General features: G+C 71.0%; 18 protein-coding genes and 1 other RNA gene. 11 read left to right on the top strand and 8 right to left on the bottom strand.

Annotation, left to right across the window (positions count from 1 at the left end; all coding sequences use genetic code 11):
• Window positions 1–103: 103 nt before the first annotated feature.
• The 3 genes from ADL15_RS00195 to ADL15_RS00185 all read left to right on the top strand — a co-directional run bounded on the left by ADL15_RS00195 (window position 104) and on the right by ADL15_RS00185 (window position 2,950).
• Window positions 104–340 (top strand): DUF3311 domain-containing protein, encoded by a 237-nt coding sequence (locus ADL15_RS00195; protein ID WP_067683644.1) that lies wholly within the window; start codon window positions 104–106, stop codon window positions 338–340.
• Window positions 337–1,983, top strand: coding sequence for a monocarboxylate uptake permease MctP (mctP, locus tag ADL15_RS00190; protein WP_067683641.1), 1,647 nt, complete (start codon window positions 337–339; stop codon window positions 1,981–1,983). Before ADL15_RS00195 ends, mctP begins: the two co-directional genes overlap by 4 nt.
• A gap of 241 nt (window positions 1,984–2,224) precedes the next feature.
• Window positions 2,225–2,950, top strand: a complete 726-nt coding sequence (locus tag ADL15_RS00185; protein WP_394326898.1) for a DUF2637 domain-containing protein — start codon at window positions 2,225–2,227, stop codon at window positions 2,948–2,950.
• A gap of 250 nt (window positions 2,951–3,200) precedes the next feature.
• Here the strand turns inward: ADL15_RS00185 and rnpB are convergent.
• Both rnpB and ADL15_RS00175 read right to left on the bottom strand, forming a co-directional pair.
• An RNA gene (rnpB, locus tag ADL15_RS00180) (RNase P RNA component class A) lies at window positions 3,201–3,606 on the bottom strand.
• Between the two features lie 308 nt (window positions 3,607–3,914).
• Complete coding sequence (locus ADL15_RS00175; RefSeq protein ID WP_157441069.1) at window positions 3,915–4,346, bottom strand: toll/interleukin-1 receptor domain-containing protein; 432 nt, start codon at window positions 4,344–4,346, stop codon at window positions 3,915–3,917.
• A 174-nt stretch (window positions 4,347–4,520) separates the two neighbouring features.
• Between ADL15_RS00175 and ADL15_RS00170 the strand changes: the two genes are divergently transcribed.
• Genes ADL15_RS00170 through ADL15_RS00155 form a run of 4 tightly spaced genes read left to right on the top strand, consistent with a single transcriptional unit; the run spans window position 4,521 to window position 8,290 of the window.
• On the top strand, window positions 4,521–5,579 hold the full coding sequence (locus ADL15_RS00170; protein WP_067683632.1) for a type I glyceraldehyde-3-phosphate dehydrogenase: 1,059 nt from the start codon (window positions 4,521–4,523) through the stop codon (window positions 5,577–5,579).
• Window positions 5,580–5,589: 10 nt separating this feature from the next.
• Entirely contained in the window at window positions 5,590–6,477 is an 888-nt protein-coding gene (locus ADL15_RS00165; protein ID WP_067683629.1) for a threonine/serine dehydratase, read from the top strand.
• Window positions 6,478–6,517: 40 nt separating this feature from the next.
• Complete coding sequence (locus ADL15_RS00160) at window positions 6,518–7,675, top strand: ABC transporter permease (RefSeq protein WP_067683626.1); 1,158 nt, start codon at window positions 6,518–6,520, stop codon at window positions 7,673–7,675.
• A 3-nt stretch (window positions 7,676–7,678) separates the two neighbouring features.
• Entirely contained in the window at window positions 7,679–8,290 is a 612-nt protein-coding gene (locus ADL15_RS00155) for a M15 family metallopeptidase (RefSeq protein ID WP_067683624.1), read from the top strand.
• A 213-nt stretch (window positions 8,291–8,503) separates the two neighbouring features.
• On the opposite strand, the gene ADL15_RS00150 is transcribed toward ADL15_RS00155, so the two are convergent.
• A complete protein-coding gene (locus ADL15_RS00150) occupies window positions 8,504–9,295 on the bottom strand; it encodes a class I SAM-dependent methyltransferase (protein ID WP_067683622.1) in 792 nt (263 codons plus the stop codon).
• A gap of 102 nt (window positions 9,296–9,397) precedes the next feature.
• On the opposite strand from ADL15_RS00150, the gene ADL15_RS00145 reads away from it, so the two are divergent.
• The gene (locus ADL15_RS00145) at window positions 9,398–10,426 is read left to right on the top strand and encodes an aspartate-semialdehyde dehydrogenase (RefSeq protein ID WP_067683619.1); all 1,029 of its coding nucleotides are present in this window, start codon (window positions 9,398–9,400) and stop codon (window positions 10,424–10,426) included.
• 176 nt (window positions 10,427–10,602) lie between these two features.
• Here the strand turns inward: ADL15_RS00145 and ADL15_RS52490 are convergent, their stop codons facing one another.
• Window positions 10,603–12,744: a hypothetical protein gene (locus tag ADL15_RS52490; protein ID WP_157441068.1), complete on the bottom strand. Its 2,142-nt coding sequence runs from the start codon at window positions 12,742–12,744 to the stop codon at window positions 10,603–10,605.
• Between ADL15_RS52490 and ADL15_RS52485 the strand changes: the two genes are divergently transcribed.
• Both ADL15_RS52485 and ADL15_RS00120 read left to right on the top strand, forming a co-directional pair.
• Window positions 12,692–16,831 carry a hypothetical protein gene (locus tag ADL15_RS52485; RefSeq protein WP_157441067.1) on the top strand — a complete coding sequence of 1,380 codons (4,140 nt, stop codon included), beginning with the start codon at window positions 12,692–12,694 and terminating at the stop codon, window positions 16,829–16,831. The two genes, ADL15_RS52490 and ADL15_RS52485, sit on opposite strands and share 53 nt — an antisense overlap.
• A 121-nt stretch (window positions 16,832–16,952) precedes the next feature.
• The gene (locus ADL15_RS00120) at window positions 16,953–18,377 is read left to right on the top strand and encodes an RNB domain-containing ribonuclease (protein ID WP_067683605.1); all 1,425 of its coding nucleotides are present in this window, start codon (window positions 16,953–16,955) and stop codon (window positions 18,375–18,377) included.
• A gap of 130 nt (window positions 18,378–18,507) precedes the next feature.
• On the opposite strand, the gene panB is transcribed toward ADL15_RS00120, so the two are convergent.
• Window positions 18,508–19,338: a 3-methyl-2-oxobutanoate hydroxymethyltransferase gene (gene panB, locus ADL15_RS00115; RefSeq protein ID WP_067683602.1), complete on the bottom strand. Its 831-nt coding sequence runs from the start codon at window positions 19,336–19,338 to the stop codon at window positions 18,508–18,510.
• 146 nt (window positions 19,339–19,484) lie between these two features.
• Entirely contained in the window at window positions 19,485–21,260 is a 1,776-nt protein-coding gene (locus ADL15_RS00110) for an NAD+ synthase (RefSeq protein ID WP_067683599.1), read from the bottom strand.
• A 112-nt stretch (window positions 21,261–21,372) separates the two neighbouring features.
• Here ADL15_RS00110 and glnA point away from each other — a divergent pair, with 112 nt between their 5' ends.
• Window positions 21,373–22,725, top strand: a complete 1,353-nt coding sequence (gene glnA, locus ADL15_RS00105) for a type I glutamate--ammonia ligase (RefSeq protein ID WP_067683596.1) — start codon at window positions 21,373–21,375, stop codon at window positions 22,723–22,725.
• Between the two features lie 169 nt (window positions 22,726–22,894).
• Here the strand turns inward: glnA and ADL15_RS00100 are convergent, their stop codons facing one another.
• Both ADL15_RS00100 and ADL15_RS00095 read right to left on the bottom strand, forming a co-directional pair.
• Entirely contained in the window at window positions 22,895–23,458 is a 564-nt protein-coding gene (locus tag ADL15_RS00100; protein WP_067683593.1) for a hypothetical protein, read from the bottom strand.
• Between the two features lie 23 nt (window positions 23,459–23,481).
• The gene (locus ADL15_RS00095) at window positions 23,482–24,093 is read right to left on the bottom strand and encodes an RNA polymerase sigma factor (protein WP_067683590.1); all 612 of its coding nucleotides are present in this window, start codon (window positions 24,091–24,093) and stop codon (window positions 23,482–23,484) included.
• Window positions 24,094–24,158 lie beyond the last annotated feature (65 nt).

Genomic DNA, 24,158 nt, shown 5'->3' with positions numbered 1-24,158 from the left:
GTTCGGCGCACCGCCTCGCCCGTTCGGCGCACTTTGATCGCCAATGATCATCCTGTCTCGTTAGCGTGACGTAACCCATACACGCTGTAGAGGGAGGCGGATCATGGCGGAGCCGGAATCCCCGCATGCCGATACCAAGCCACGTACCGATAGCAGTCCCTGGAACTGGTTGCTGCTGGTGCCGATCGTGGTGCCGTTGCTGACCCCGCTCTTCAACCACGACGAGCCACGGCTCGCCGGTTTTCCGCTCTTCTACTGGCTGCAGTTCGCGTTCATCCTGCTCGGCGTCGTCACCACGACGCTGGTGTACCGGATGACGAGGGGCCGGGGCCGATCATGAGCGCGCATCTGACCGAGATCATCGTCTTCAGCGTCCTGTTCCTGCTGGTCAGCGGGATGGGCTTCGTGGCGGCCAAGTGGCGCGCCCCGACCGACATGGCGCACCTGGACGAGTGGGGGCTGGGCGGGCGCAGCTTCGGCGGCTGGATCACCTGGTTCCTGGTCGGCGGGGACCTGTACACGGCGTACACGTTCGTCGCCGTGCCCGCGCTGATCTTCGGGGCCGGGGCCGCCGGGTTCTTCGCCGTGCCGTACACGGTGGTGATCTACCCGCTGTTCTTCCTGATCCTGGTAAGGCTCTGGTCGGTGTCGCACCGGCACGGGTTCGTCACGCCTGCCGACTTCGTCCGCACCCGGTACGACTCGCCGACCCTGGCGCTGCTGATCGCGATCACCGGGATCGTGGCGACCATGCCGTACATCGCGTTGCAGCTGATCGGCATCGAGGCGGTGCTCAAGACGATGGGCGTGACCGGGGACAGCGCGATCGCCCGGCACCTGCCGATCATCATCGCGTTCGCGATCCTGGCGGCGTACACGTACCAGTCCGGGCTGCGGGCGCCGGCGCTGATCGCGTTCGTCAAGGACACCCTGATCTACATCGTGATCATCGTGGCGGTGATCTACCTGCCGTACAAGCTGGGCGGCTGGGGCGCGATCTTCGAGGCGGCGGACAAGAAGTTCCAGGCGTCACCGGCGCCCGGCGACGGGATCATCCTGAACGCCAACAACCAGGTGCAGTACTTCACCCTGGCGCTCGGCTCGGCGCTCGCGCTGTTCCTCTACCCGCACAGCATCACCGGGGTGCTGGCCAGCCGGAACCGGGACGTGATCAAGCGGAACATGTCGGCGCTGCCGGCGTACAGCTTCCTGCTCGGCCTGATCGCGCTGCTCGGCTACATGGCGATCGCGGCCGGGGTGAAGCCGCTGCCCGGCGCCAAGCCCGGCAGCGTGGACAGCAACACGGTGGTGCCGCTGCTGTTCGACCTGCATTTCCCGCCCTGGTTCGCCGGGGTGGCGTTCGCCGCCATCGGCATCGGTGCGCTGGTGCCCGCCGCGATCATGTCGATCGCCGCGGCCAACCTGTTCACCCGCAACATCTACAAGGAGTACCTGCGCAAGGACGCCACCCCGGCGCAGGAGGCCGGCGTCGCCAAGATCACCTCGCTGGTGGTCAAGATCGGGGCGGTCGCCTTCATCGTCTTCCTGGACCCGCAGTTCTCCATCGACCTGCAGCTGATCGGTGGCGTGATCATCCTGCAGACCGGTCCGTCGGTGATCCTCGGCCTGTACAGCCGCTGGCTGCACCGGGGCGCGCTGATCGCGGGCTGGGCGGCCGGGATGGGGCTGGCGTTCTGGATGCTCTGGCAGATCCCGAACGCGGCCACCGGGCGCAAGCACTTCGGCGGGTCGGCGTTCGCGCTGTCCGAGTTCGGCTTCGACACCCCGAAGACGATCTACGTGGGGTTCGTGGCGGTGCTGGTGAACCTGGCGGTGGCGGTGCTCGTGACGTTCCTGCTGCGGGCGCTCAAGACGCCGGAGGGGGTCGACGGCACCGCGAAGGACGACTACTTCGCCGACGAGGGTGACCCGCGGATCGCGCGGCGGCTGCCCGGCACGGTCGAAAAGGTGTCGTCCACCTGACCGATTCTGATCTGCTGCTTCACGCGCGCCGTGCCCCGTTCCCCGGGGTGCGGCGCGCTGTATTTCGGACCCGGCGGTCCCGTTCACGTCGTACGTACCCGGTTCGACCGACTCGCCGCAGGCGGCCGGTTTGCTCCGGTAGCGTCTGATCCCGGCGCCGCGTTTCGCCCTTTCCCGCGGGTGCCGCTTCACGCCAGGCCGTCCGCTCGAGGCCCGTCGCTCCGTGCCGAGGAGGTTCGCGTTGCCGGCGCAGATGACGCTGACGCAGCAGTTCGCCGCGGAATACGCCAAGGGCGCGGTGCCCGGGATGCTCAAGGCGATCCGGACCATCAAACGCGCCAACAACGGGATCCTGGCCGGCGCGCTCGCGGCCAGCTACCTGCACCAGGGGCACTATCTGGTGAGCCTGGGCGCCGGTCTGTTCGCGTGGATCGTGCCGGCCGTTTTTGATCTGGCCATGCTCTCCATGCTGACGATCAGTCAGACCGCCGGGATGGCCGCCGACGCCAAACGCGCCGCGCTCAAGGTCCTCGCCCTGGTGGTCACCATCTCGGCCGCGGTCAACTTCGCGGCGCCCGGCCCGATCGGCCTGCGGATCATCTTCGCGCTGGTGGTCGGCCTGGTCGCCGGCGTCGAGTGGGTCGCCGCCAAGATCCGTCCGGACTTCGCCGCGATCGAGGCCCGCGAGGTGGAGGCGACCGCTGACGTGCGCCCGGCCCGCCGCCTGGACCCGGAGGTGGCCCGGGCACGCGCGGCCAAGGCGGCGGCCACCCGTCGCGCCAATCAGGCGGCCAGGGCCGCCGAGGACACCGTCCGCACCAGGTCCGCCGATCCCACCAGGTCGCGGACGGTCAAGGCCGCGGAGAGAGCTCGGGTACGGGCTACCCAGGACGTCCTGGAGCAGGCCGAGCTGCAGAACTTCTTCGCCGCCCAGCCCTTGGCGCAACCGGACCGTTCCCGGGCGTGATCCCCAGCCGGTCCAGCGCCTCCTGCCGCACGTACCAGGCGGGGGAGCACCCGAAGGTCCCGTCCGGGTACTGCACGCGCGGCTGGCTGACCATCACCTCACCGGGCCGGAACGGATTCCAGTCGATGCCCCAGCTCCGCAGTCACATCGGCCAGGCGCTCTTGTAGTCGCGATACCGCTCGTCGCGCCGTCCCCACACCACGAGAACCCAGCCGGCCATATCCATGCCGGCAGATTACCGAAAGGGCGACGGACGAGTCGGCCTGTACGCCGGATTCTGTGGCCGGTGACTTGCGTCGCCGGTGGCGGCCATCCATCTCGGCCTGCCGTTGCCGACAGGCTCTTGCGGCCTACCCGCAGGATCGGGCGAGCAGCCCTCAAACCCTGCGCCGGCCACGACCTCGCGGCCGCGACCTTGCTTGGCCTTGCTCCGGGTGGGGTTTACCTAGCCGCCCCGGTCACCCGGGGCGCTGGTGAGCTCTTACCTCACCGTTTCACCCTTACCGCCGATGCTTCAGGCACCGGAGGCGGTCTGTTCTCTGTGGCACTGTCCCGCGGGTCACCCCGGGTTGCCGTTAACAACCACCCTGCTCTGCGGAGTCCGGACGTTCCTCGGCGATGCCGTGAGGCACCGACGCGACCGCCCAGCCGACTCGTCCGTCGCGCCGTAATACTACGTGCCCGGTGGCGCCGCCCCGCGAGGCAGTCCCGCCACCGGTCCGCAGCGCGCCTCCCGGCCCGGGCTGGCTCTCCGGGGTGTCTCGAGGGCACGGAGGCACCGCGGAGAGCCAGCCCGGGGGCCGGAAGCGCGGCGCGGTCGGGGGTGGCTGTGGAAGCCGGGGCGGCAACTGCGCGCGATCAGTCGCTGCGGCAGATGCGATTACCGGACCTGGTCCGAAAGTGGTCGCACGGCAAGATCGACGATCTCGATACCCATTTTCGGGGAAAAACAAACTGGCAACTCTCACGCCGTACGCGAAAAAGGGTTTTGCGGGCCGCCGACCGCGACCATCAAAACCTCCAGTGCCTCCTCTTCATCCAGCTCATGGACGCTTTTGCAGTTTGCGGCGCGCAGCGGCGCGGGCAACTCCGCGGCGTCGAGACGGATGACCACGAGTCCGGGCACGAGGGGCACTTCGGACCAGTCCGATGTAGAGGCCCGGTGTTCCGCGGAGACCAGAATGATCACCTGGTCCGATCCGGAAAGCGCATCCGCTATCCGTTGCACGAAGTCGACCCCGGCCGGGAGCATCTGCACGGCATGGCCTGCGGCCTGCAGGGATCTGTTGATCCACTGTGCCCACAGTGCGTCTGCCGTGGCATAGGAGAGAAGTACGGGCACGTCTCCAGCATGCCGGAACACTCTCCACATAGACCACCGGGCGTCGATGGTCATCACTCGGACGGTATGACATTGTCATCCGTTGACGTGCAAGTTGCACAACTCATAGTGTCGAAGCCGTAACGCCGGGTGGACCCTTGGGCAAAACGGGGGTGTCCTGGCGGTCAGGAACACAGACCGGCACCATCGTGGAACACACACAACAGCAACGGAGTCGAGGAGCGCTCGATGACTGTCGCGATCGGGATCAACGGACTCGGACGGATCGGGCGCAGTCTTACCCGCATCATTGCGTCGGTGCCGAACCCGGGCGTCCAGATCGCCGCGGTGAACGACATCGCGTCCACCGAGAAGCTGGCGTACGGCCTACGCCGCGACAGCATCCGGGGCGCGTTCCCCGGCACGGTGACCGCCCGCGGCGACTATCTCGTGGTCAACGACCACGCCATCCGTGCCTATCACCATGAGCGGCCGGAGCGGATCCCCTGGGCCGACCAGGGGGTGGATGTGGTGATCGAGGCCACCGGGCGGTTCCGGGCCGGCACCACGGCGCGGACCCACATCACCCACGGCGGCGCCCGCAAAGTGGTGATCAGCGCGTCGGCCGACGACCCGGACGCGTTCCTGATCTACGGGGCCAACCACCTCAGCTACGACCCGGACCTGCACGACGTGGTCTCGCCCGCCTCGTGCGGGGTGAACGCGCTGACCGTGATGGCCAAGGTGCTGCTGGACCGGTTCGGCCTGCATTCGGTGAACACCTCGGTGATGCTGGCGACCCAGGGCTGGCAGCGGGTGCAGGACTCGCTGATCGGCACGTCGCGGGAGGACCCACGCCTGGGCCGGGCCGCCGGGGAGAGCATCGTCCCGCACAACCACGTGGTCGGTGACCTGGTCCGGGTGGCGCTGCCGGAGATCGGCGAGATGCGCTACAGCTATTACTGCGTGCCCACCCCGGTCGGCTCGCTGGCCGAGCTGTCCGGGCAGACCGGGCGGCCGGTGACGGTCGAGGAGGTCAACCGGGTGATGGCCGAGGCGGCCGCCGGGCCGCTGCGGGGCATCCTGGCGTACGACCCGGACCCGACGGTCTCGATCGACGTCAAGAGCAACCCGGCGTCCTGCCTGTTCGACCCGTCCGGCACTCAGGTCACCGCGGACGGCGGGGTGAAGGTGCGCGGCTGGTTCGACAACGAGTGGGGGTTCTCGAACCGGTTACTCGATCTGACCAGGCTGATTGGCGAGCGCTTACCCGTACCGTCGAGTTCGGTGAGCTGGAGCGTCGCCTAGTTTTGACGTTGTGATCAACATTGCGGATGTGGAAGCCGCTGCCCGGCGGATCGACGGCCGGATCCGGCACACCCCGGTGGTGCAGGCCGGTCCGGACCTCTGGTTCAAGCTGGAGCACCTGCAGCACGCCGGCTCGTTCAAGACCCGCGGGATGATGAACAAGATCCTGAACAGCGACGTCCCGGCGGCCGGGATCGTGGTGGCGTCGGGTGGCAACGCGGGGCTGGCGGCGGCGTACGCGGCCCGCGAGCTGGGTGTGCCGGCCGAGGTGTTCGTGCCGGTCACCGCGCCCGAGGTGAAGGTGGCCAAGCTCAGGAAGCTGGGCGCCACGGTGGTGCAGGTCGGCAACGAGTACGCGGAGGCCTATGCGGCCGCGCGGGAGCGGACCGGCGCGCTGTATTGCCACGCGTACGACGACCCGGACATGGTCGCCGGAAACGGCACACTAGGTCTCGAAATCTCCGAAATCTCGGACACCGTGCTTGTCGCAGTGGGCGGTGGTGGCCTGATCGCCGGCGTGATCGCCGCGCTGCGCGACCGGGCGAAGATCGTCGCGGTCGAGCCGGTGACCTCGAACGCCCTGCACGCGGCGCTCCACGCGGGCGAACCCGTCGACGTCCCGGTCTCCGGCGTCGCCGCCGACTCGCTCGGCGCCCGCCGGGTCGGTGACATCGCCTTCGAGCTCGCCACCGACGCGAAGATCGAGTCGCTGCTCGTCGACGACGCCGCGATCGTCGACGCCCGCCGCCGGCTCTGGGACGACTACCGGATCGTGGTCGAGCACGGCACGGCCGCCGCGTACGCCGCGCTGACCTCCGGCGCGTACCGCCCGGCCCCGGGGGAGCGCGTGGTCACCCTGCTCTGCGGCGCCAACACCAACCCGGCCGATCTGGGCTGAAACCGCCCCGGGGGACGGTCTTCCCGGGCAGGCTCGGGGTGTGTCCGATCAGACCCAGCATCAGTCGGTACGGCAGTTCCGGCGCTTCGCCCTGGTGATCTGCGCGATCGGCGTGGTGATCCAGCTCGGGCTGACCGCGTACTACCTCGGGATGGGGCACAAGGCCACCGCGCATCACCTGCCGGTGGGCCTGGTGGCCAGCGCCGAGCAGCGCGCCGAGGTGGTCGGCCTGCTCGAGGCCGGCGGGCACTTCCGGTTCGGCGACTACGCCTCCGCGGACGCGCTGACCACCGCGATCAAGCGCCGCGAGGTGTACGGCGGTGTCGACGTGACCGGCACCCCGCACCTGTACGTGGCGAGCGCCGCCGGGCCGGCCGCCGCGAGTCTGCTGCGCGCCACGTACACCGCGGTGGTGCAGCAGCGGACCGCGGCGCAGGTGACCACCCTGGCGCAGACCACCGATCAGGTCGGGATCCGGACCGTCCAGTCGCTGATCACCCCGCCGCTGGTCACCGACGTGGTGCCGCTGCCCGCCGCCGACGTCAACGGGGTCTCGCTCGGCTTCCTCACCCAGGCGCTGTCGCTCGGCGGCACGATCGCCTCGATCGGGCTGGGCCGGCTGATCCCGCGGACCCGCCGGAGCTGGCGCCGCGGCGTCGCGCACTCGGCGACCCTCGTCGTCTACGCGATCGGCTCGGCCGTGGCGATCCTCTGGTCGATGAGCTGGTTCGGGGTCGGCAGCGGTGCCGACCGGTGGGAGATGCTCGGCATCTTCTCGCTGATCTCGCTGGCCGTGACCGGTTCGACGGCCGGAGCGGTGGCGCTGATCGGCCCGGCCGGCGCCGCGGTCGGCGCGTTCTACTTCACGATCGGCACGGTCATCTCCGGCGCCAGCATCCTGCCCGAGTTCCTGCCCACGTTCGGCCGGGTGCTCGGCGAGAACCTGCCCACCGGGGCCGGCGTGCAGGCGGTCCGGGAGAACCTGTACTTCCCGGACGCGCCGATCGGCCCGCACATCGCGGTGCTCGCGGCGTACGCGGTCATCGGTTGTGTCCTCGTCCTGATCACCAACGTGCTGCCGAACCGGAAGGACCGCACCTCCGAGGTCGATCTCGATCTGACCGTCCGGCTGGAGGGCGCGCCGGTCGAGGAAAATCGCGGAGCAACTCAGATTTCCGCGGGAGCGCCGAACCAGTAAGGCGTGGGAATCGAGGGAGTGAACGGACGCATCGCCGACATCCAGAGCCGGATCCTGGCCCTGCAGACCCAGCAGGCCGCCACCACGACCGCCGCGAAGATGGCGCCGCCCGGCAGCCCGCAGGCCGCCGGCTCCTCGTTCGCCAGCCACCTGAGCGGTGCGATCGCGGCGCAGAGCACGCCCGAGACGGGCAAGGCGTACAAGCTGAACGGCAAGGGCATCCCGGAGGACCTGGCCGCCTACGGCAACGGCAAGATCCCGCCGGAGGCGCTGCAGCAGGTCGGCGACGGCAAGCACAAGCTGTGGGCGCCGGCCGCCGAGAAGCTCACCCAGCTCCTCGACGACGCCGAACGGGACGGCGTGAAGATCGGCATCACCGACTCGTACCGCTCGTACCCCGAGCAGGTCGACATCGCCCGCCGCAAGGGCCTCTACTCGCAGGGCGGTCTGGCCGCCAAGCCCGGCACCAGCGAACACGGCTGGGGCATGGCCACCGACCTCGACCTCAACCCCGAGGCGCTGTCCTGGATGCGCAAGAACGGTGACCGCTACGGCTTCGTCGAGAACGTCAAGCGCGAGTCCTGGCACTGGGCTTTCCGCCCCAACATCCTTTAAAACCATATTTGGTACGAATAGGGAGCGCTCGTCCGCAGGCTACCAGCCACGTCCCGCCCGTGAGGCGAGCGCGAGGCCGCGGCCGATCCGGACCGAGGCGCGGCTCACGGCGGAGTCGGCTGGTTCTCAGGGGTGTCTCAACCTCGTTGAGACACCCCTGAGAACCAGCCAAGCCCCGCAACCTGGGCCGCGGCCGTGCCCGGCGCGTGGTGGTCAGGCGCGGCAGAGGATCTCGCCGTGCGGGATGGTGAACCAGCCGTCCGGGGAGGTGGCCCAGGTGCGCCAGCCGGCCGCGAGACGGTCCAGGTCGGCGGGGGTGGCGGCGCCGGACTGCACTGCGGTGGCGGCCATGTCGGACTTCAGGATGCGGTCCGCCCACATGGTGCCCCACCAGTCGCGGTCCGCGTCGTCGGCGTAACACCAGATCGAGGCGGTCGCGGTCACGTCGGTGAAGCCGGCCGCCCGGGCCCAGGACAGCAGGCGGCGGCCGGCGTCGGGTTCGCCGCCGTTGCCGCGGGCGACCCGCTGGTAGAGCGCCAGCCACTCGTCCAGTTCGGGGACCAGCGGGAACCAGGTGAAGCCGGCGTAGTCGCCGTCCCGGACCGCGACCAGGCCGCCGGGCCGGGTGACCCGGCGCATCTCGCGCAGGGCCGCGACCGGGTCGGCGACGTGCTGCAGCACCTGGTGGGCGTGCACCACGTCGAACGAGTCGTCCGGGAAGTCGAGGGCGTGCACGTCGCCGACCGCGAAGTCGACGTTCGTCAGGCCGCGCCGGGTGATCTCGGCCCGGGCCAGGTCGAGGGCCGCGTCGGTGCGTTCCAGGGCGGTGACCCGGGTGACCTGCGCCGCCAGGTCGGCGGTGATGGTGCCGGGGCCGCATCCGACGTCCAGCAGGGTGAATCCGGAGGAAAGACGTGGCAGCAGGTATGCCGCCGAATTCTCTGCGGTGCGCCAGCGGTGTGAGCGCAAGACCGACTCGTGGTGCCCGTGGGTATACGTCGCCATGCCCTCGAAGCTAGCCCCGTTGTCCTCGAATGTGGGACAACGATCCCATATTTTGAGCAACCTGATTTCTTGATGAGCAGTTCAGGCCGTATTTTGGTGGTCATGAGGATCGGCATCGTCGGCGCGACGGGTCAGGTCGGTGGCGTCATGCGCCGCATCCTGGCTGAGCGCAACTTCCCTGTTGACCAGCTTCGGCTCTTCGCCTCGGCCCGCAGCGCGGGTCGCACCATCGCCTGGGGTTCCGGCGAGGTGACCGTCGAGGACGCGGCGACCGCTGACTACCGCGGCCTGGACATCGTGCTCTTCTCGGCCGGCAAGGGCGGCTCGAAGGAGTACGCGCCGCGCGTCGCCGAGACCGGCGCCGTCGTCGTCGACAACTCGTCGGCCTGGCGGATGGACCCGGACGTCCCGCTCGTGGTCGCCGAGGTGAACCCGGACGCCGCCAAGGTGCGGCCGAAGGGCATCATCGCCAACCCGAACTGCACCACGATGGCCGCGATGCCGGTGCTCCGGCCGCTGCACGACGAGGCCGGGCTGGTCTCCTTCGTCGCCACCACGTACCAGGCGGTCGGCGGCTCCGGGCTGGCCGGCGCGGCCGAGCTCGACGAGCAGATCAAGAAGGTCGCCGACCGGGCGCTCGAGCTGGTCCACGACGGGTCCGCCGTGGAGTTCCCCGAGTCCAAGGTCTTCCCGCGGCCGATCGCGTTCAACGTGATCCCGCAGGCCGGCTCGTTCGTCGACGACGGCAGCGGCGAGACCGACGAGGAGCAGAAGCTCCGCAACGAGAGCCGGAAGATCCTCGACCTGCCCGGGTTGCTGGTCTCCGGCACCTGCGTGCGGGTGCCGGTGTTCACCGGGCACTCGATCCAGGTGAACGCGCGCTTCAGCCGGCCGATCTCCCCGGAGCGGGCCCGTGAGCTGCTGGGCTCGGCGCCCGGCGTGGAGCTGTCCGAGGTGCCCACCCCGCTGCAGGCCGCCGGCCGCGACCCGTCGTACGTGGGACGTTTCCGGGTCGACTCGACCGTGGACAACGGGCTGGCCTTCTTCATCTCGAACGACAACCTGCGCAAGGGTGCGGCGCTCAATGCCGTGCAGATCGCCGAGCTGATCGCCGCGGAGCGGAGCAGCTGACCCGTCCCGCCTGTTTCACCGCCCCGGTCGCCGTCCGCGACCGGGGCGGCTTCGTTTTTCGGCGCTCGATCCGCTGATCCCGGTCATAATCACGCTCGTTGAGGTCTCTGTGGTGTGAATGCTGCACCGAAGCCGGGCGAACGAGCCGAGTGACTCGTTCCGATGAGGTATGACGGTCAATTCACCCAGTTCCACATTGGAAATCCTGGGGCATTTTGCCCGAATCGGTAGCGCATGGTCGTTTTTAGTTGCAGAGTGATGGAATGAACGACAGTGGGCTCGCCGGCGCGGGCTACTTCTGGTGCCTCCGACACCACCGGGTCGAGATCGGCGACGACGTATGTCCCGCTCAGTATCGGCTCGGGCCGTTCACCACCGCTGACGAAGCGACGCGGGCCCTCGAGACAGTCGAGAAGCGCAATGCCGACTGGGATGCCGAGGACACCCGATGGACTGGGGAGAAAAGCTAGACCGTCATCTCGCCCGCTGGTCCGAACTTCGATTTCCCCGGTGCAGACGCGCCCGCAGTCATTCGCAAGGAGGAACACCTCGATGCCCGCTGCCAAAAAGGCCCCGACCAGATCCGCCGCCTCCGGCGCGGGTCCTAAAACCGTTTCTGGTACGCCGGAACGCGCGACCGCCGCAACCGGCTCCTCCCGCCGGACCCCGGCGGCGGGGCGGTCCGCAGTGGCGGGACGGAGCACGGCGGCCCGGAGCGTGGCTGGCACGTCCTCGTCGGCGAAGCCCACGGGCGGGCGGGCGAAAGCCCCGGTCGTGCCGGTGAAGCCCGCTGCTGCGTCGGCAAAGACCGGTGCCGGTGTCGGGTCAGCGAAGGCCGGTGCCGGGTCGGCGAAGGCCGGCGTCGGGTCGGCGAAGGCCGGTGCCGGGGTCAAGACAGGGAAATCCGTTGCCGGGGCCGGGATGGCCGCGGGCGGGGACAAGCGGGTGAGTGGACGGACGCCGGCGCCTCGGGCCGGCACGTCGATGACGGTAGCGGCGGGACGCGCCGCGAAGGTGGGGAGTGGAGTCGCGGTGGCGGCCAAGTCGAGGGTTTCTGCGGGTGTGACGGCACGGGTCGCCGGCAAAAAGGCCGAGGTGAAACCGGTTGCCTCCAGGGCGGCGGCCACCAAGGCGACCGCCACGAAGTCGCCGGCAGTGAAGTCTCCTGCAGCGAAGACTCCTGCGTCCAAGACCTCTGCGGTCACGTCGCCCGCGGTCAAGTCGCCTGCGGTGAAGTCGCCTGCGGTGAAGTCGCCTGCGGTGAAGACGGCTGCGGCGAAGACGGCAGGGACCAAGGTGGCGGCTGCCAAGTCGACAGCTGCCAAATCGGTCGTCGCGAAGTCGGCCGTGGCGAAGTCGGCCGCTGTGAAGCCGGTTGCGGGTGCCAAGCCGGTCGCCGCGAAGTCGGCTGCCGGGACCAAGGCAGTGGCCGCGAAGCCGGCTGCGGGGACCAAGGCTGCGGTCGCGAAGCCGAGCGCGGGGACCAGGACGGTGGCGGCGAAGACTGCTGCGGTGGGGAAGCCCGCCGTGGGTGCGGCGCGCGGCCGGGCCGCGGTTCCGGCGGCGAGGACCGAGGCGAACTCGGCGGGGAAGACTGCTGGGACGACGAAGTCTGCGCCGGTGGTGAAGTCTGCCAAGGTGGCGGGTAGCGCGAAGGCGGCGAGCGTGCCGGCGGCTCGGTCGGGCGGAGCGAAGGCACCCGGCGCGGCGAAGCGTGGAGCCTCGGCGGTGCCTAGGACCCGGACGGCAGCAACCGCGAAGCCTGCGGCAGCCAAGCCCGTGGCAGCGAAGCCCCCGGTCAAGCCCGTGGCAGCGAAGCCTGCGGCGGCGAAGCCCGCGGGGGCGAAGACTGCAGCGGCGAAAACCGCGGTCAAGGCTGCGGTGGTGAAGACGGCGACGGTCAAGACGACGGCGGCAACGGTCAAGCCTGCGACGGTCAAGACCGTGGCGAACAAGCCTGCGACGGTCAAGGCAGGGGCGGGCAAGACGGTGCCGGCGGCGCGAGCGGCGGGAACTGCGAAGTCTGCGGCAGGCAAGCCTGCGGTCAAGACGGCAGTGGCCAAGCCTGTGGGCAAGACGGTGCCGGCAGCGCGGACGGGGGCGACCGCGAAGACGGCGGCGGTCAAGACGGTGCCGGCGGCTCGGGCTGCGGGGGGTAAGAGCGTGGTGGCGCCGCGGTCGGCTGCCAAGGCGGTTTCGGCGGCGCGGAGTTCGGCGAAGGGCCGGACCGATGCCTCGGTGACCGAGCGGGTGCCGGACAAGGCCATGGCCAGGTCGGCATCGGCGAAGACTGCGGGAAGCCGGGCCGGGATCACCAAGCCGGCACCGGCGAAGACCGCCGGTGGTGCGACGGCGGCGGCGCGAGCAGCCAAGACGTCCACGAATGCCACGGCGGCGCGGGTCACCAAGACTCCGGCGAGCCGGGTCACCGCGGCGGATTCCCGGGTCGGCAAGAACGCCGCGAGCCGGGTGACCGCGGCGGACTCTCGTGCGGTCAAGGGTGCTGCCAGCCGGGTGACCGCGGCGGACTCTCGTGCGGTCAAGGGTGCTGCCAGCCGGGTGACCGCGAGTGGTGGCCGGGCCGGGCGGGCTTCGGCAACGGAGCCGCGGGCCACGAAGAACGGGTCAGCGGCCGGTGGCGCTCGTGGTGTGACCGGGCGGGCCGCGGCGGCCAAGGTGCCGTCCGCACGTTCCGGCGCGGCGCGGTCGGTGGTGGCTGCGGCCGCGACCGGGACCAAGAAGGCCGTGGTCACGGCCAGCACCGCGAAGGCCAGCGGCACCAAGGCGACCGCTACCAAGGTTGGCGGGGCCAAGGCGAGTGGTGCCAAGGTCAGCGCCACCAAGGCGAGTGCTGCCAAGACGAGTGCTGCCAAGACGAGTGCTGCCAAGGCGAGTGCTGCCAAGGCGAGTGTGGTCAAGGTCAGTGCCGCCAAGTCGGGGGCTGCCAAGGTCGGCGCCAACAAAGCCGGCGCTATTGCGAAAAATGCCGCCAAAGTAGGCGCTGGTAAGACGACTGCTGCTCAGAAGGCTGCGGGTAAGACGGCTGCCGCTAAGACGGTTGGCGGCAAGGCGAGCAACGCCGGCAAGAGCGGCACTGGTGCCGGGAAGAACGCTGTGCAGGTCAGGGTGCCGGCGGCGCGGGCTGGTGTCGTACGCAACGGGGTCCTGGCTCAGCGGGGGAAAGCGGACGCTGAGGTAGCGGCGAACCGCAAGGGCCGACGGGTCTCCGCGGCCAGCAGCAGCGTTCCGAACAAGACGCAGGTGACGGTTTCGACGGACTCCGGATATCGGGACTGGACCCGGGACGACGCGCCGTCGACCTCCGAGGACACGGAGATCTCGCCGAGCGAGCTGACCGACCGGCCGTTCCTGGGTGGGTGGTTCGCGCCGCCGCGGGACGGCTCGACGCCCGAGCGGGAATCCGAGCAGTGGGGTGCGGACCGTCCGGACCTGGAGGCGCTCGACACCCCGGAGCCGGACGCCGCGCCGGGCACCGACCTCTACGCGGCGCAGATGGAAGCGTTCGCGAAGAGCGCGCGGGCCCGGGGACAGCTGTTCCTCTCACCCGAAGAGGACGGGGCGGTCGAGGACGGCGGGGTTGTCCGGAGTACGCCGGTGCGGAAACGGGCCGGCACCGCCGCGGAACAGGTGAAGGAGACCCGGTCCGAGGCGGCCGCGGTGCGGGCCGCGCGGGCCGAGATGGCCGCGACCCGGGCCGCACAGGCCGGTACCGCCGCGGTGGGACAGATCGATCCGGACGAGCCGGAACCGCCGGTGGCCGCGCAGATCGCGGTCGGGCAGGTGGCGATGCCAGGTGCGCACCGGGCCGGCGGGCTGGTGGTGGTTCCGGATGCGGTGGAAGCCGGTACCGGGACGCTTGTCGCCTCTTCGGCGGCGCGGCACGCAGATGACCTCGGTGGCCTCGCCGGCCAGGACGCGGCCGGCGCGGAGTCTGCAGACAGTGCGGAGCCGACGGGCAGCGCGGAGCCGGCCGGCTTGGAGTCGGCAGCCGGTGCTGACCGGGCGGCCGGCGCGGTGCCGGTGAGTGGCGCGGCGCCGGTGCGGATGACACGGCGGGAAGCGGCGGCGCAGCGGGCTGCTGCCCGGGCGGCGGCCGGGCCTGCGGTGGGCCGGGCGGCGGTGACCGAACCGGACGATGACGACTCGCAGCCGGCGGCGGACTTCGCAGTGGGCTCTGCGGTCGAGGACACCCAGGCGTTGGCCCGGCCGGCGGGGAAGAAGGCGCCGGTCCGGGGCAAGGCGGTGGCCAAGAAGACCGGCGGGCGAGTGACCAGCGCTGCTCAGGCGGCAGGGAACGGGGCCGGCGGGGCGCGGGGCGCGGGGGCCAAGGCTGTTGCCGGGAAGGCTGGTTCCGCTCAGGGGGCGGCTGCCAAGAGGGCTGCGGTCAAGGCGGCGCCTGCCAAGGCGGCGGGGGTTAAGGCTGCTGGGGCTAAGGCGACGGCTGCTCCTGGCCGGGCGACGGCTTCTGGTCGGGCGACGGCTGCTTCTGGTCGGGCGGCGACTGAGGCGACCGGGGCCAAGGCGACGGCTGCCAAGGTGGCTGGGGTCAAGGCCGTGGGTGGCAAGGCGGCGCCGGTTGCCAAGTCTGCGGGTAGCAAGGCGACCGCGACCAAGGCGACCGGGACCAGGGCGACCGGGACCAGGGCGGCGGCAGTAAAGGCGACGGCTGCCAAGGCGACCGTGGGTGCTGCCAAGCGCGGCGTGGCCACGCCGGCCGCTGCTGAGGCGAAGGCGGCTGGGGCGGCCAAGGCCGTGGGCGGCCGGGTCGTGAAGTCGGCTGCGGCGAGCGCGCGGACCGGGGCCACCGCGGCCCGGGCGGGTGCGAAGGCTGCGCCGGCTACGGCCAAGGCCGCTTCCGGGCGGGCGACGGCGGCATCCGGGCGGTCGGTGGCGAAGGCAACGGGTGCCAAGGCGACCGCTCCTTCGCGCCGGAACGGTGCATCCGGGTCTGCCGCAGCGAAGGCTGCTCCGGGAGCCGGTTCGGCGGCGGCGAAGGCCACGACCGGTAGGTCCGCGGCAACCGCTACGAAGGTGACGGCGGCCAAGGCCACTGCTGCCAGGTCTGGCGGCGCAACCAAGGCAACCGCGGCGAAGTCGGCAGTCGCCAAGGCAGCCGGAACCAGGGCGGCGGCCGCGAAGGCGACCGGATCCAAGGCGACGGCTGCGAAGGCGACCGTGACCAAGGCGGCGGCTGCGAAGGCGGTTGGGACCAAGGCCACGGCTGCGAAGGCGGTCGGGACCAAGGCCACGGCAGCGAAAGCTGCGAGTACCCGAGCGACAGCGGCTAAGGCGACAACCGCCAAGGCGACGGGGTCCAAGGCCACGGCCGCCAAGGTGACGGCGGCCAAGGCGACAGCTACCAAGACAACAGCTACCAAGACGACCGGGACCAGGGCGACGGCGGCGAAGGCAACCGGAACCGGGTCGACGGCCGCGAAGGCGACAGCAGCTAAAGCGACTGCCTCCAAGGCGACGGCTGCGAAGGCAACTGGCACCAAGGCGACCGCCGCTAAGGCGACCGCCTCCAAGGCAGCGGCAGCTAAGGGGACTGGGTCTACAGCCACAGCAGCTAAATCGACAGCTGCGAAGGCGACTGGAACCAGGACGACGGCCGCGAAGGCGACCGCTACTAAAGCGACCGGCACTAAGGCGACTGCCTCCAAGGCGGCAGCAGCCAAGGCGACTGGTGCCAGGGCGACGGCGACTAAGGCGACCGGGACCAGGGCGGCGGCCACGAAGGCGGCTGCCGGCGCGGGGACCGGGAGTCGGGCCGGGGCCAAGGCGACGGCACCCAAGGCGACCGGGGGCAGGGCCACGGCCGCGACCAAGGCGGCACCCGCCAAGGCGACCGGCAGGAAGCCCGCGGTCAGCAAGGCCGTCGCCGCCCGGACCGCGACCGCTCAGGCCGAGGCCGCGGCTACCGAGGTTGCCGCGGCGAAGGCCGAGCAGGCGAAGGTGACGGCGAACCGGGCGGCAGTGTCAGCCCGGGCCGCCAAGACCGCCGCGGCCAAGGTTGCCAAGATCGCTGCCACGACCAGAGCCGCCGCGGTCAAGGCCGCCAAGGCCAACGGTGCCAAGGCGGCAAGCGCCAAGGCCAGCGGTGCCAAGGCGCCCGCCAACGGTGGCAAGGCGGCCGCCGCGAATGCGAACGGTGCCAAGGCGGCGGCCCCGGTCAAGAAGGCGGCCAACAAGCCGGCGGCCGCGGCCACCGGCCGGGCCACCGGGAATGCGGCCAAGACCAGCAAGGTCAGCCGCACGTCCGGTGCCAACGACGGCGCCACGGGCGGGGCAGTTCGTGGCTCCCGGAACGGAGCCAAGGCCACCTCGGCGTCCCGCGCGAGCGCCATCCGCAAACCGCCGGGCGCGGTCCGCCGCTCGAGGTAGGCACGAAGCAAGGCACTGAGCACGGCACGGACAGCGGCGGGCCGCCCGGGAACGGGTGGTCCGCCGCTGTCGTGCGGGGCGGTGGGTGAGGAACGTGGGAACGGGCTGGTAGGAATGGGCGGTGCCGATCAAAAGGGTTTGGGCTCCGCAGATCGATTTCTCGGTGTTGCGCCGGGAACTGGGGTTGCCGGGTGAGTTCTCGGCCGAGGTGACGGCCGAGGCGGAGCGCGCCGCGCGGGAGATGCCGGAGGGCGTCGACCGTACGGATGTGCCGTTCGTGACGATCGATCCGGCCGGGTCGCAGGACCTGGACCAGGCGATGCATCTGAGCCGCCGGGAGGGCGGCGGGTACCGGGTGCGGTACGCGATCGCGGACGTGGCGTCGTTCGTCCGCCCCGGTGGCGCCGTCGAGGCCGAGAGCTGGGTGCGCGGGCAGACCGTCTACCTGCCGGACGGGCGGATCCCGCTGCATCCGCCGGTGCTCAGCGAGGGCGCGGTGAGCCTGTTCCCGGATGTGGAACGGGCGGCCGTCCTGTGGAGCATCGACCTGGACGCGGACGGTACGACCACCGCGGTGAGCCTCGAACGCGCCCGGGTCCGCAGCCGCGCCAAGCTGGACTACCCGAGCGTGCAGCGGGAGTTGGACGGCGGGAGCCCGTCCGAGCTGGTGACGCTGCTCGCCGAGATCGGGACGCTGCTGGCCCGGCGCGCGGCCGAGCGGGGCGCGGTGAACCTGCCGCTGCCCGCGCAGGAGGTGGAGCGGGACGGCGACGGCTGGCGGCTGGTGCTGAGCGCGCCACTGCCGGTCGAGGAGCACAACGCGCAGATCTCGCTGCTCACCGGGATGGCCGCGGCGCGGATCATGCTGGACGGCGGGGTCGGGATGCTGCGGACCATGCCGGGGCCGAAGCCGGAGGCGATCGAGGGCCTGCGGGTCGCGGCGGAGTCGCTCGGGGTGAGCTGGCCGGCCGGTGCGACCGTCGGCGCGGTGGTGGCGTCGGTGGATCCGGGCAGCCCGCGCGGGGCGGCGTTCCTGGATCAGGCGGCGGAGCTGTTGCGCGGCGCTGCCTACACGGCGTTCGGCGGTACGGCCGGCCCGGTGCCGCAGGAGACCGGGCACGGCGGGGTGGGCGCGCCGTACGCACACGTCACGGCGCCGCTGCGGCGGCTCGCTGACCGGTACGTCGCGGAGACCTGCCTGGCCCTGCACGAGGGCCGCCCGGTGCCGGCCTGGGTGCTCGACGCGCTCCCGCGCCTGCCGAAGCAGATGTCCGCGACTGATCGGCTCGCCGGGGCGGCCGACCGGGGCGCGATCGATCTCGCCGAGGCGGTGCTGCTGCAGGACCGGGTGGGTGAGAGCTTCGACGTGGCGGTGCTGGACCGGCAGGAGGCGTCCGGGAAGCGGCCGGCGGGCGGCACCGTGGCGCTCGACGATCCGGCGGTGCGTGCCCGCTGCCTGGGCGATCTGCCGCTGGGCGGCCGTGTCCAGGCCCGCCTCACCACCGCCGACCCGGTCACCCGCACGGTCCGCTTCGAAACCCCCTGACCTCGGCTGGTGCTCAGGGGTGTCTCGAAAGGCTTGAGGCACCCCTGAGAGCCAGCCGAGGACGGCCGGGAGTCGCGTCGCGGCCGCTACCTACCGCGGTGTCGCGGAGCTCCGGGCGTACAAAATCGGTTTAGAACGTGTGCTCAGCGGCCGGGAACTCGCCGCCGCGCACCTCGTCGGCAAAACGTCGCGTCGCGTCCGAAAGGACGCCGGCGAGATCCGCGTAAGCCTTCACGAAGCGCGGCGTCTTGCCGGTCCGCAGTCCGGCCATGTCCTGCCAGACCAGCACCTGCGCGTCGGTGTCCGGTCCGGCGCCGATGCCCACCGTGGGGATCGCCAGCTCCTTGGTGATCTGCTTGGCCACCTCGCCCGGCACCATCTCCAGGACCACGGCGAACGCGCCCGCGTCGGCGACCGCGCGGGCGTCCGAGATCACCTCGGCGCCCTCGTTCTCCCGGCCCTGAACGCGGTAGCCGCCGATGGCGTGCTCGCGCTGCGGGGTGAAGCCGATGTGCGCCATCACCGGGATGCCGGCACCGGTGATCGCCTCGATCTGCGGGGCCATCCGGCGGCCGCCCTCCAGCTTGACCGCGTGACAGCCGCCCTCCTTCATGAAGCGGACGGCGGTGCGCAGTGCCTGGGTGGGGCCTTCCTCATAGCTGCCGAACGGCAGGTCACCGACGATCAGCGCGGTCGTGGTGGCCCGGACCACGGCACGCACCAGCGGCAGCAGCTCGTCGATGGTGATCGGGACGGTGGTCTCGTAGCCGAAGACGTTGTTCGCCGCCGAGTCGCCGACCAGCAGGACCGGTACGCCGGACTGGTCGAAGATCGACGCGGTGTACTGGTCGTACGAGGTCAGCATGGGCCAGCGGTCGCCGCGGACCTTGGCGTTGATCAGGTCACGGGTGCGGACCCGGCGGGTTGCCGGCCCTCCGTACAAGGTCGGAATCTCCGACATTTCGCACTCTCCTCCCTCGAGGCCGCCTGGTGCGGTCCCCGGGTGTCGGAAGAATCGTCGCACCAGGTCGGCCGTCAGGTGAGGGGTCAGTGGAAGGCGTCACACCCATCCAACCGCCCCGCCCACCACCCCAGAGCGGAAAAAGATCAATTCCCTTCACGGAACCGGTTGGTGATGGGGAGGCGACGATCACGCCCGAACGCCTTCCCGGAGATCTTGGTGCCCGGCGCGGACTGCCGCCGCTTGTACTCGGCCAGGTCGACCATCCGCAGCACCCGGTCGACGAGCGCCGGGTCGTTGCCGGCCGCGATCAGCTCGGCCCGGCCCAGGTCGTGGTCCACATACCCCTTGATGATCGGGTCGAGCACCTCGTAGTCGGGCAACGAGTCGGAGTCCTTCTGATCCGGCCGCAGCTCGGCGCTCGGCGGCTTGGTGATCGAGTTCTCCGGGATCGGCGGGTCGCCCTGGGTGTTCCGCCAGCGGGCGAGCTGCCAGACCATGGTCTTCGGCACGTCCTTGAGCGGGTTGTAACCGCCGACCGAGTCGCCGTAGAGCGTCGAATAGCCGACCGCGAGCTCACTCTTGTTGCCGGTGGTGAGCACCAGGTGCCCGTCCTGGTTGGAGAGCGCCATCAGGATCACCCCGCGCACCCGGGCCTGCAGATTCTCCACGGCCAGGCCGGAGAGCGACATGTTCGCCAGGAACGCGTCGACCATCGGCTGGATCGGCTCGACGCGGTAGGTCAGGCCGGTGCGCTTGGCCATGTCGGCGGCGTCGTCCTTGGAGTGCTCGGAGGAATAGCCGCTGGGCAGCGAGACGCCGGTGACCCGCTCCGGGCCGAGCGCGTCGACCGCGATCGCGGCGACCACGGCCGAGTCGATGCCACCGGAGAGGCCGAGCACGACCGAGCGGAAGCCGTTCTTGTCCACGTAGTCGCGCAGGCCCATCACCAGCGCCGCCCAGACCTCCGCCTCGTCGGCGATGCGCTCGGTGACGCCACCCTCGCGGCGGTCCTCGTTCGCGGTGAGAGCGAAGTCCAGGACGATCTGATCGATCGCCATGTCGTCCGGGATCTCCTGCTCGACCTGCGGCTTCGCCGCATCGGTCGCCAGTTCGGCGTTCGGCGCGGCGTCCGCGAGGGGCAGATCCAGATCGTGTACGAGCAACTCCTCGGTGAACTGTCCCGCCCGGGCGAGCAGCTCACCGTCCGCCGCCACGATGATCGAGTCGCCGTCGAAGACGAGCTCGTCCTGCCCGCCGATCATGTTCACGTAGGCGACCGCGGCACCCGCCTCGGCGGCCCGCCGGCGCACCAGCGGGAGCCGGACGTCGTCCTTGTTCAGCTCGTACGGTGAGGCGTTGATGTTGACGACCAGCCCGACACCGGCCCGGCGTGCCGCGGTGAACGGGCCACCGGCCTGCCAGATGTCCTCGCAGACGGTGAGCGCGACGTCCACCCCGCCGAGGCGCACCACGGTCAGCGAGTCGCCCGGCTCGAAATGCCGGTCCTCGTCGAAGACGCCGTAATTCGGCAGATGGTGCTTGAAATAGGTGGCGGCCACCTCGCCGCGGTGCAGCAGCGCGGACGCGTCCCGCCGGCCGTTGCCGGGCGCGGCCTCCGAGCTGATCGCGGCCGGGCCGTCGGCGTCGACGTAACCCACCACCACGGCCAGCTCGCCCAGGCCGTCGGCGGCCAGGTCAGCGGCGAGTGCCCGCAGCGCGCGCTGGGACGCGTCGACGAACGAGTTGCGGAAGACCAGATCCTCGATCGGGTACCCGGTGAGCATCATCTCCGGGAAGGCCACCAGGTGGGCGCCGGAGTCCGCGGCGGCCCGGGACCAGCGCCGGATCACGGCCGCGTTGCCGGGAATGTCACCGACTGTCGAGTTCACCTGAGCGAGGGCGATGCGCAGCGTGGGCATGCGTCTTATTGTTCCCCAATGCCGCGGTTTCAGTTCCGGACCCGGGCCGACGTCACAGGCTCTGGTCAGCGTAGTCTCGGCTCGATAGGTCAACATCGGGACAGGGGTTGAAGTGGACCGACAGCAGGAATTCGTGCTCCGTACGCTCGAGGAGCGCGACATCCGTTTTGTCCGGCTCTGGTTCACCGATGTGCTGGGCACGTTGAAGAGCGTGTCGGTGGCTCCGGCCGAGCTCGAGTCGGCGTTCGAAGAGGGCATCGGGATCGACGGCTCGGCGATCGAGGGCTTCGCCCGGGTCTACGAGTCGGACATGGTCGCCATGCCGGACCCGACCACGTTCCAGGTCTTCCCGTTCGAGGGCGGCGGCAGCGGCGAGAGCGCCCGGATGTTCTGCGACATCCTGCTCCCGGACGGCAGCGCCGCCTGGGCCGACCCGCGTCACGTGCTGCGCCGCTCGCTGGCCAAGGCCGCCGAGAAGGGCTTCACCTTCTACACCCATCCCGAGGTCGAGTTCTTCCTGATCCAGGACGGCGACAACGACGGCTCGGTGCCGGTCCCGGTCGACACCGGCGGCTATTTCGACCACACCACCCACTCGGTGGCCCGCGACTTCCGCCGTCAGGCCGTGCTGGCCCTGGAGCGGATCGGCATCTCGGTCGAGTTCAGCCACCACGAGGTCGCCCCCGGCCAGCAGGAGATCGACCTGCGGTACGCGGACGCGCTGACCACGGCGGACAACATCATGACGTTCCGGCACGTGGTCAAGGAGGTGGCGCTCTCCCAGGGTGTGAAGGCCACCTTCATGCCGAAGCCATACACCGACCAGCCGGGCTCCGGCATGCACACCCACCTGTCGCTGTTCGAGGGTGAGCGCAACGCGTTCTACGACAGCGAGGACCCGCAGAAGCTGTCCAAGACGGCGCGGGCGTTCATCGCCGGCCTGCTGGTGCACGCGCGGGAGATCACCGCGGTCACCAACCAGTGGGTCAACTCGTACAAGCGGCTCTTCCCGCTGCAGCTGCCCGACCGGATCACCGAGTCGCCGGCGTTCGTCAGCTGGGGCCACCTGAACCGGTCCGCCCTGGTCCGGGTCCCGGCGTTCGGCAAGCCGAACTCGGCGCGGGTCGAGGTGCGGTCGATCGACTCGGCCGCCAACCCCTACCTGGCGTTCGCGGTCATGCTCGGCGCCGGCCTCAAGGGCATCGAGGAGGGCTACGAGCTCCCCCCGGGCGCCGAGGACGACGTGTGGGGCCTGTCCCCGGCCGAGCGCAAGGCCGCCGGTTACGAGGCGCTGCCGGAGAACCTGTCCGAGGCGATCGACGTGATGGCCGGCTCCGAGCTGGTCGCCGAGGTGCTCGGCGAGCACGTCTTCGACTTCTTCCTGCGCAACAAGCGGGCCGAGTGGGAGCAGTTCCGGCGCGAGGTCACGCCGTACGAGCGGCAGCGGTACCTCGGCGCGCTCTGATCCACCGGCAGAACGGCTAGACCAGGCGGCGGCGGTCCTCGGACCGCCGCCGCCTGACTGGTTCAGCCGCCCCGCGCTGGGGAGGGGGCGTCCCCAGAGCGGCTGACCTCTGTGGCGGCACCCGCCGGACCGGACGCTCCCGGATCCGGCCCGGCGGGTGCCGGCTTGTTCACCCGTGTTGCCGGGCTGTCCTCGGGGTCCCGCTGGGCCCCGGTGCACTCGTTCCGCAGCGGTTCCCGGACCGGTGCTTCCGGTGCTGCGTCCGGCGGTCACGATCGCGGTCCCGGAGCTCCTGGCAGGGGTAACCGGTCTTCCGGGGCTGGGCCAGCTGGGTCCGGGCCGGCTGAGTCGACTGGGCCGACTGGGCCGGCTGTGGGCGTGTGGTGTGCGACGGCGTGGCGGAGTGCCCACTGCTCACCGCGTGTGACGGTGTGCCGGGGCGGACCGGGCCGGGCAGCGCACCGGTGTTCGCCGCGAGCGCGACACCGCCGACCGTGGCACTGGTCGCGAAGACCACGGCGGCCATCTTCACGGTCAGGAGTTTCGTCAGGAACGCCCGTCGCCGCCGGGGCACCGGGCCCGGTGACTGAGCGGCGGCCCGGAACGCGGCCATCGCCGCGGCCTCACCGGCCAGCTCACCGGCCGTGGCCGGGGCCGTGGCCGCGGCCAGCAGCCCGGACACCGGGTGCCCGGGAGCGCCGCGCAGCAGGTTCTCCGCGGTTCTCCGGTCCATCGCGCTCCGTCCCTCCTGGCTGGTCAATTCATCTCTCTCAGCGCCGCGCCGTGGATCCGTGTCACCGGTTTGGTGGTCGCCGGTGCTGTCTCCGGCGTGCCGAGTCGCTGGGCCAGCAGCTTCAGGCCCCGGTAGGCCGCGGTGCGGACCGCGCCGGCCCGCTTGCCGACGATCGAGCCGGTGGTCCGGGCGTCCAGACCGACCACCACCCGCAGCATCACCGCCTCGGCCAGGTCCGCCGGGAGGGTGGCGATCAGGGCGATCGCGGCGCCGGTGGAGAGCGACTCGATGGCCCGGTCCGCGGTGTCGTCGTCGGCGTGCAGTTCGGTGAGCTGCTCGGCTGTCCCGCCGGAGACCGGGCGGCGGCGCTGCGCGCGGAGCAGGTCCATCGCCCGGTGCCGGGCGATCGTCGCGGTCCAGCCGCGGAAACCGTCCCAGCTGCCGGAGAAGGTGCGCAGGTCCCGGGCGATCTGCAGCCAGGCCTCGGAGGCGACGTCCTCGGCGTCGTCGCCGACCAGCACACACAGGTAGCGCAGCAGCGCCGGCTGCTGCAGGCGATAGAGCCGCCGGAACGCGTCCTCGTCGCCCTGCTGCGCGGCGCGCACCACGGCGTCGAGGTCCTCCGGTGCCACCATCAGTTGACCTCCGTCCGCCCTGGCAGACAGCCGGGCCCTATTGCTTCAGCGCCGGGGCACGAACT

It is taken from the genome of Actinoplanes awajinensis subsp. mycoplanecinus (genome assembly GCF_001509495.1).
GTDB classification, from domain to species: Bacteria; Actinomycetota; Actinomycetes; order Mycobacteriales; family Micromonosporaceae; genus Actinoplanes; species Actinoplanes palleronii.
Note: the sequence above shows the minus strand (reverse complement) of the source record. Positions and strands in the feature narration are given on the sequence as shown.

Coding starts and splice junctions, on each gene's coding strand:
- ADL15_RS00195 (WP_067683644.1), top strand. CDS start 104: ATGGCGGAGCCGGAATCCCCGCATGCCGATACCAAGCCACGTACCGAT.
- mctP (WP_067683641.1), top strand. CDS start 337: ATGAGCGCGCATCTGACCGAGATCATCGTCTTCAGCGTCCTGTTCCTG.
- ADL15_RS00175 (WP_157441069.1), bottom strand. CDS start 4,346: ATGACCATCGACGCCCGGTGGTCTATGTGGAGAGTGTTCCGGCATGCT.
- ADL15_RS00170 (WP_067683632.1), top strand. CDS start 4,521: ATGACTGTCGCGATCGGGATCAACGGACTCGGACGGATCGGGCGCAGT.
- ADL15_RS00150 (WP_067683622.1), bottom strand. CDS start 9,295: ATGGCGACGTATACCCACGGGCACCACGAGTCGGTCTTGCGCTCACAC.
- ADL15_RS00145 (WP_067683619.1), top strand. CDS start 9,398: ATGAGGATCGGCATCGTCGGCGCGACGGGTCAGGTCGGTGGCGTCATG.
- ADL15_RS52485 (WP_157441067.1), top strand. CDS start 12,692: ATGGCCAGGTCGGCATCGGCGAAGACTGCGGGAAGCCGGGCCGGGATC.
- panB (WP_067683602.1), bottom strand. CDS start 19,338: ATGTCGGAGATTCCGACCTTGTACGGAGGGCCGGCAACCCGCCGGGTC.
- ADL15_RS00110 (WP_067683599.1), bottom strand. CDS start 21,260: ATGCCCACGCTGCGCATCGCCCTCGCTCAGGTGAACTCGACAGTCGGT.
- ADL15_RS00100 (WP_067683593.1), bottom strand. CDS start 23,458: ATGGACCGGAGAACCGCGGAGAACCTGCTGCGCGGCGCTCCCGGGCAC.
- ADL15_RS00095 (WP_067683590.1), bottom strand. CDS start 24,093: ATGGTGGCACCGGAGGACCTCGACGCCGTGGTGCGCGCCGCGCAGCAG.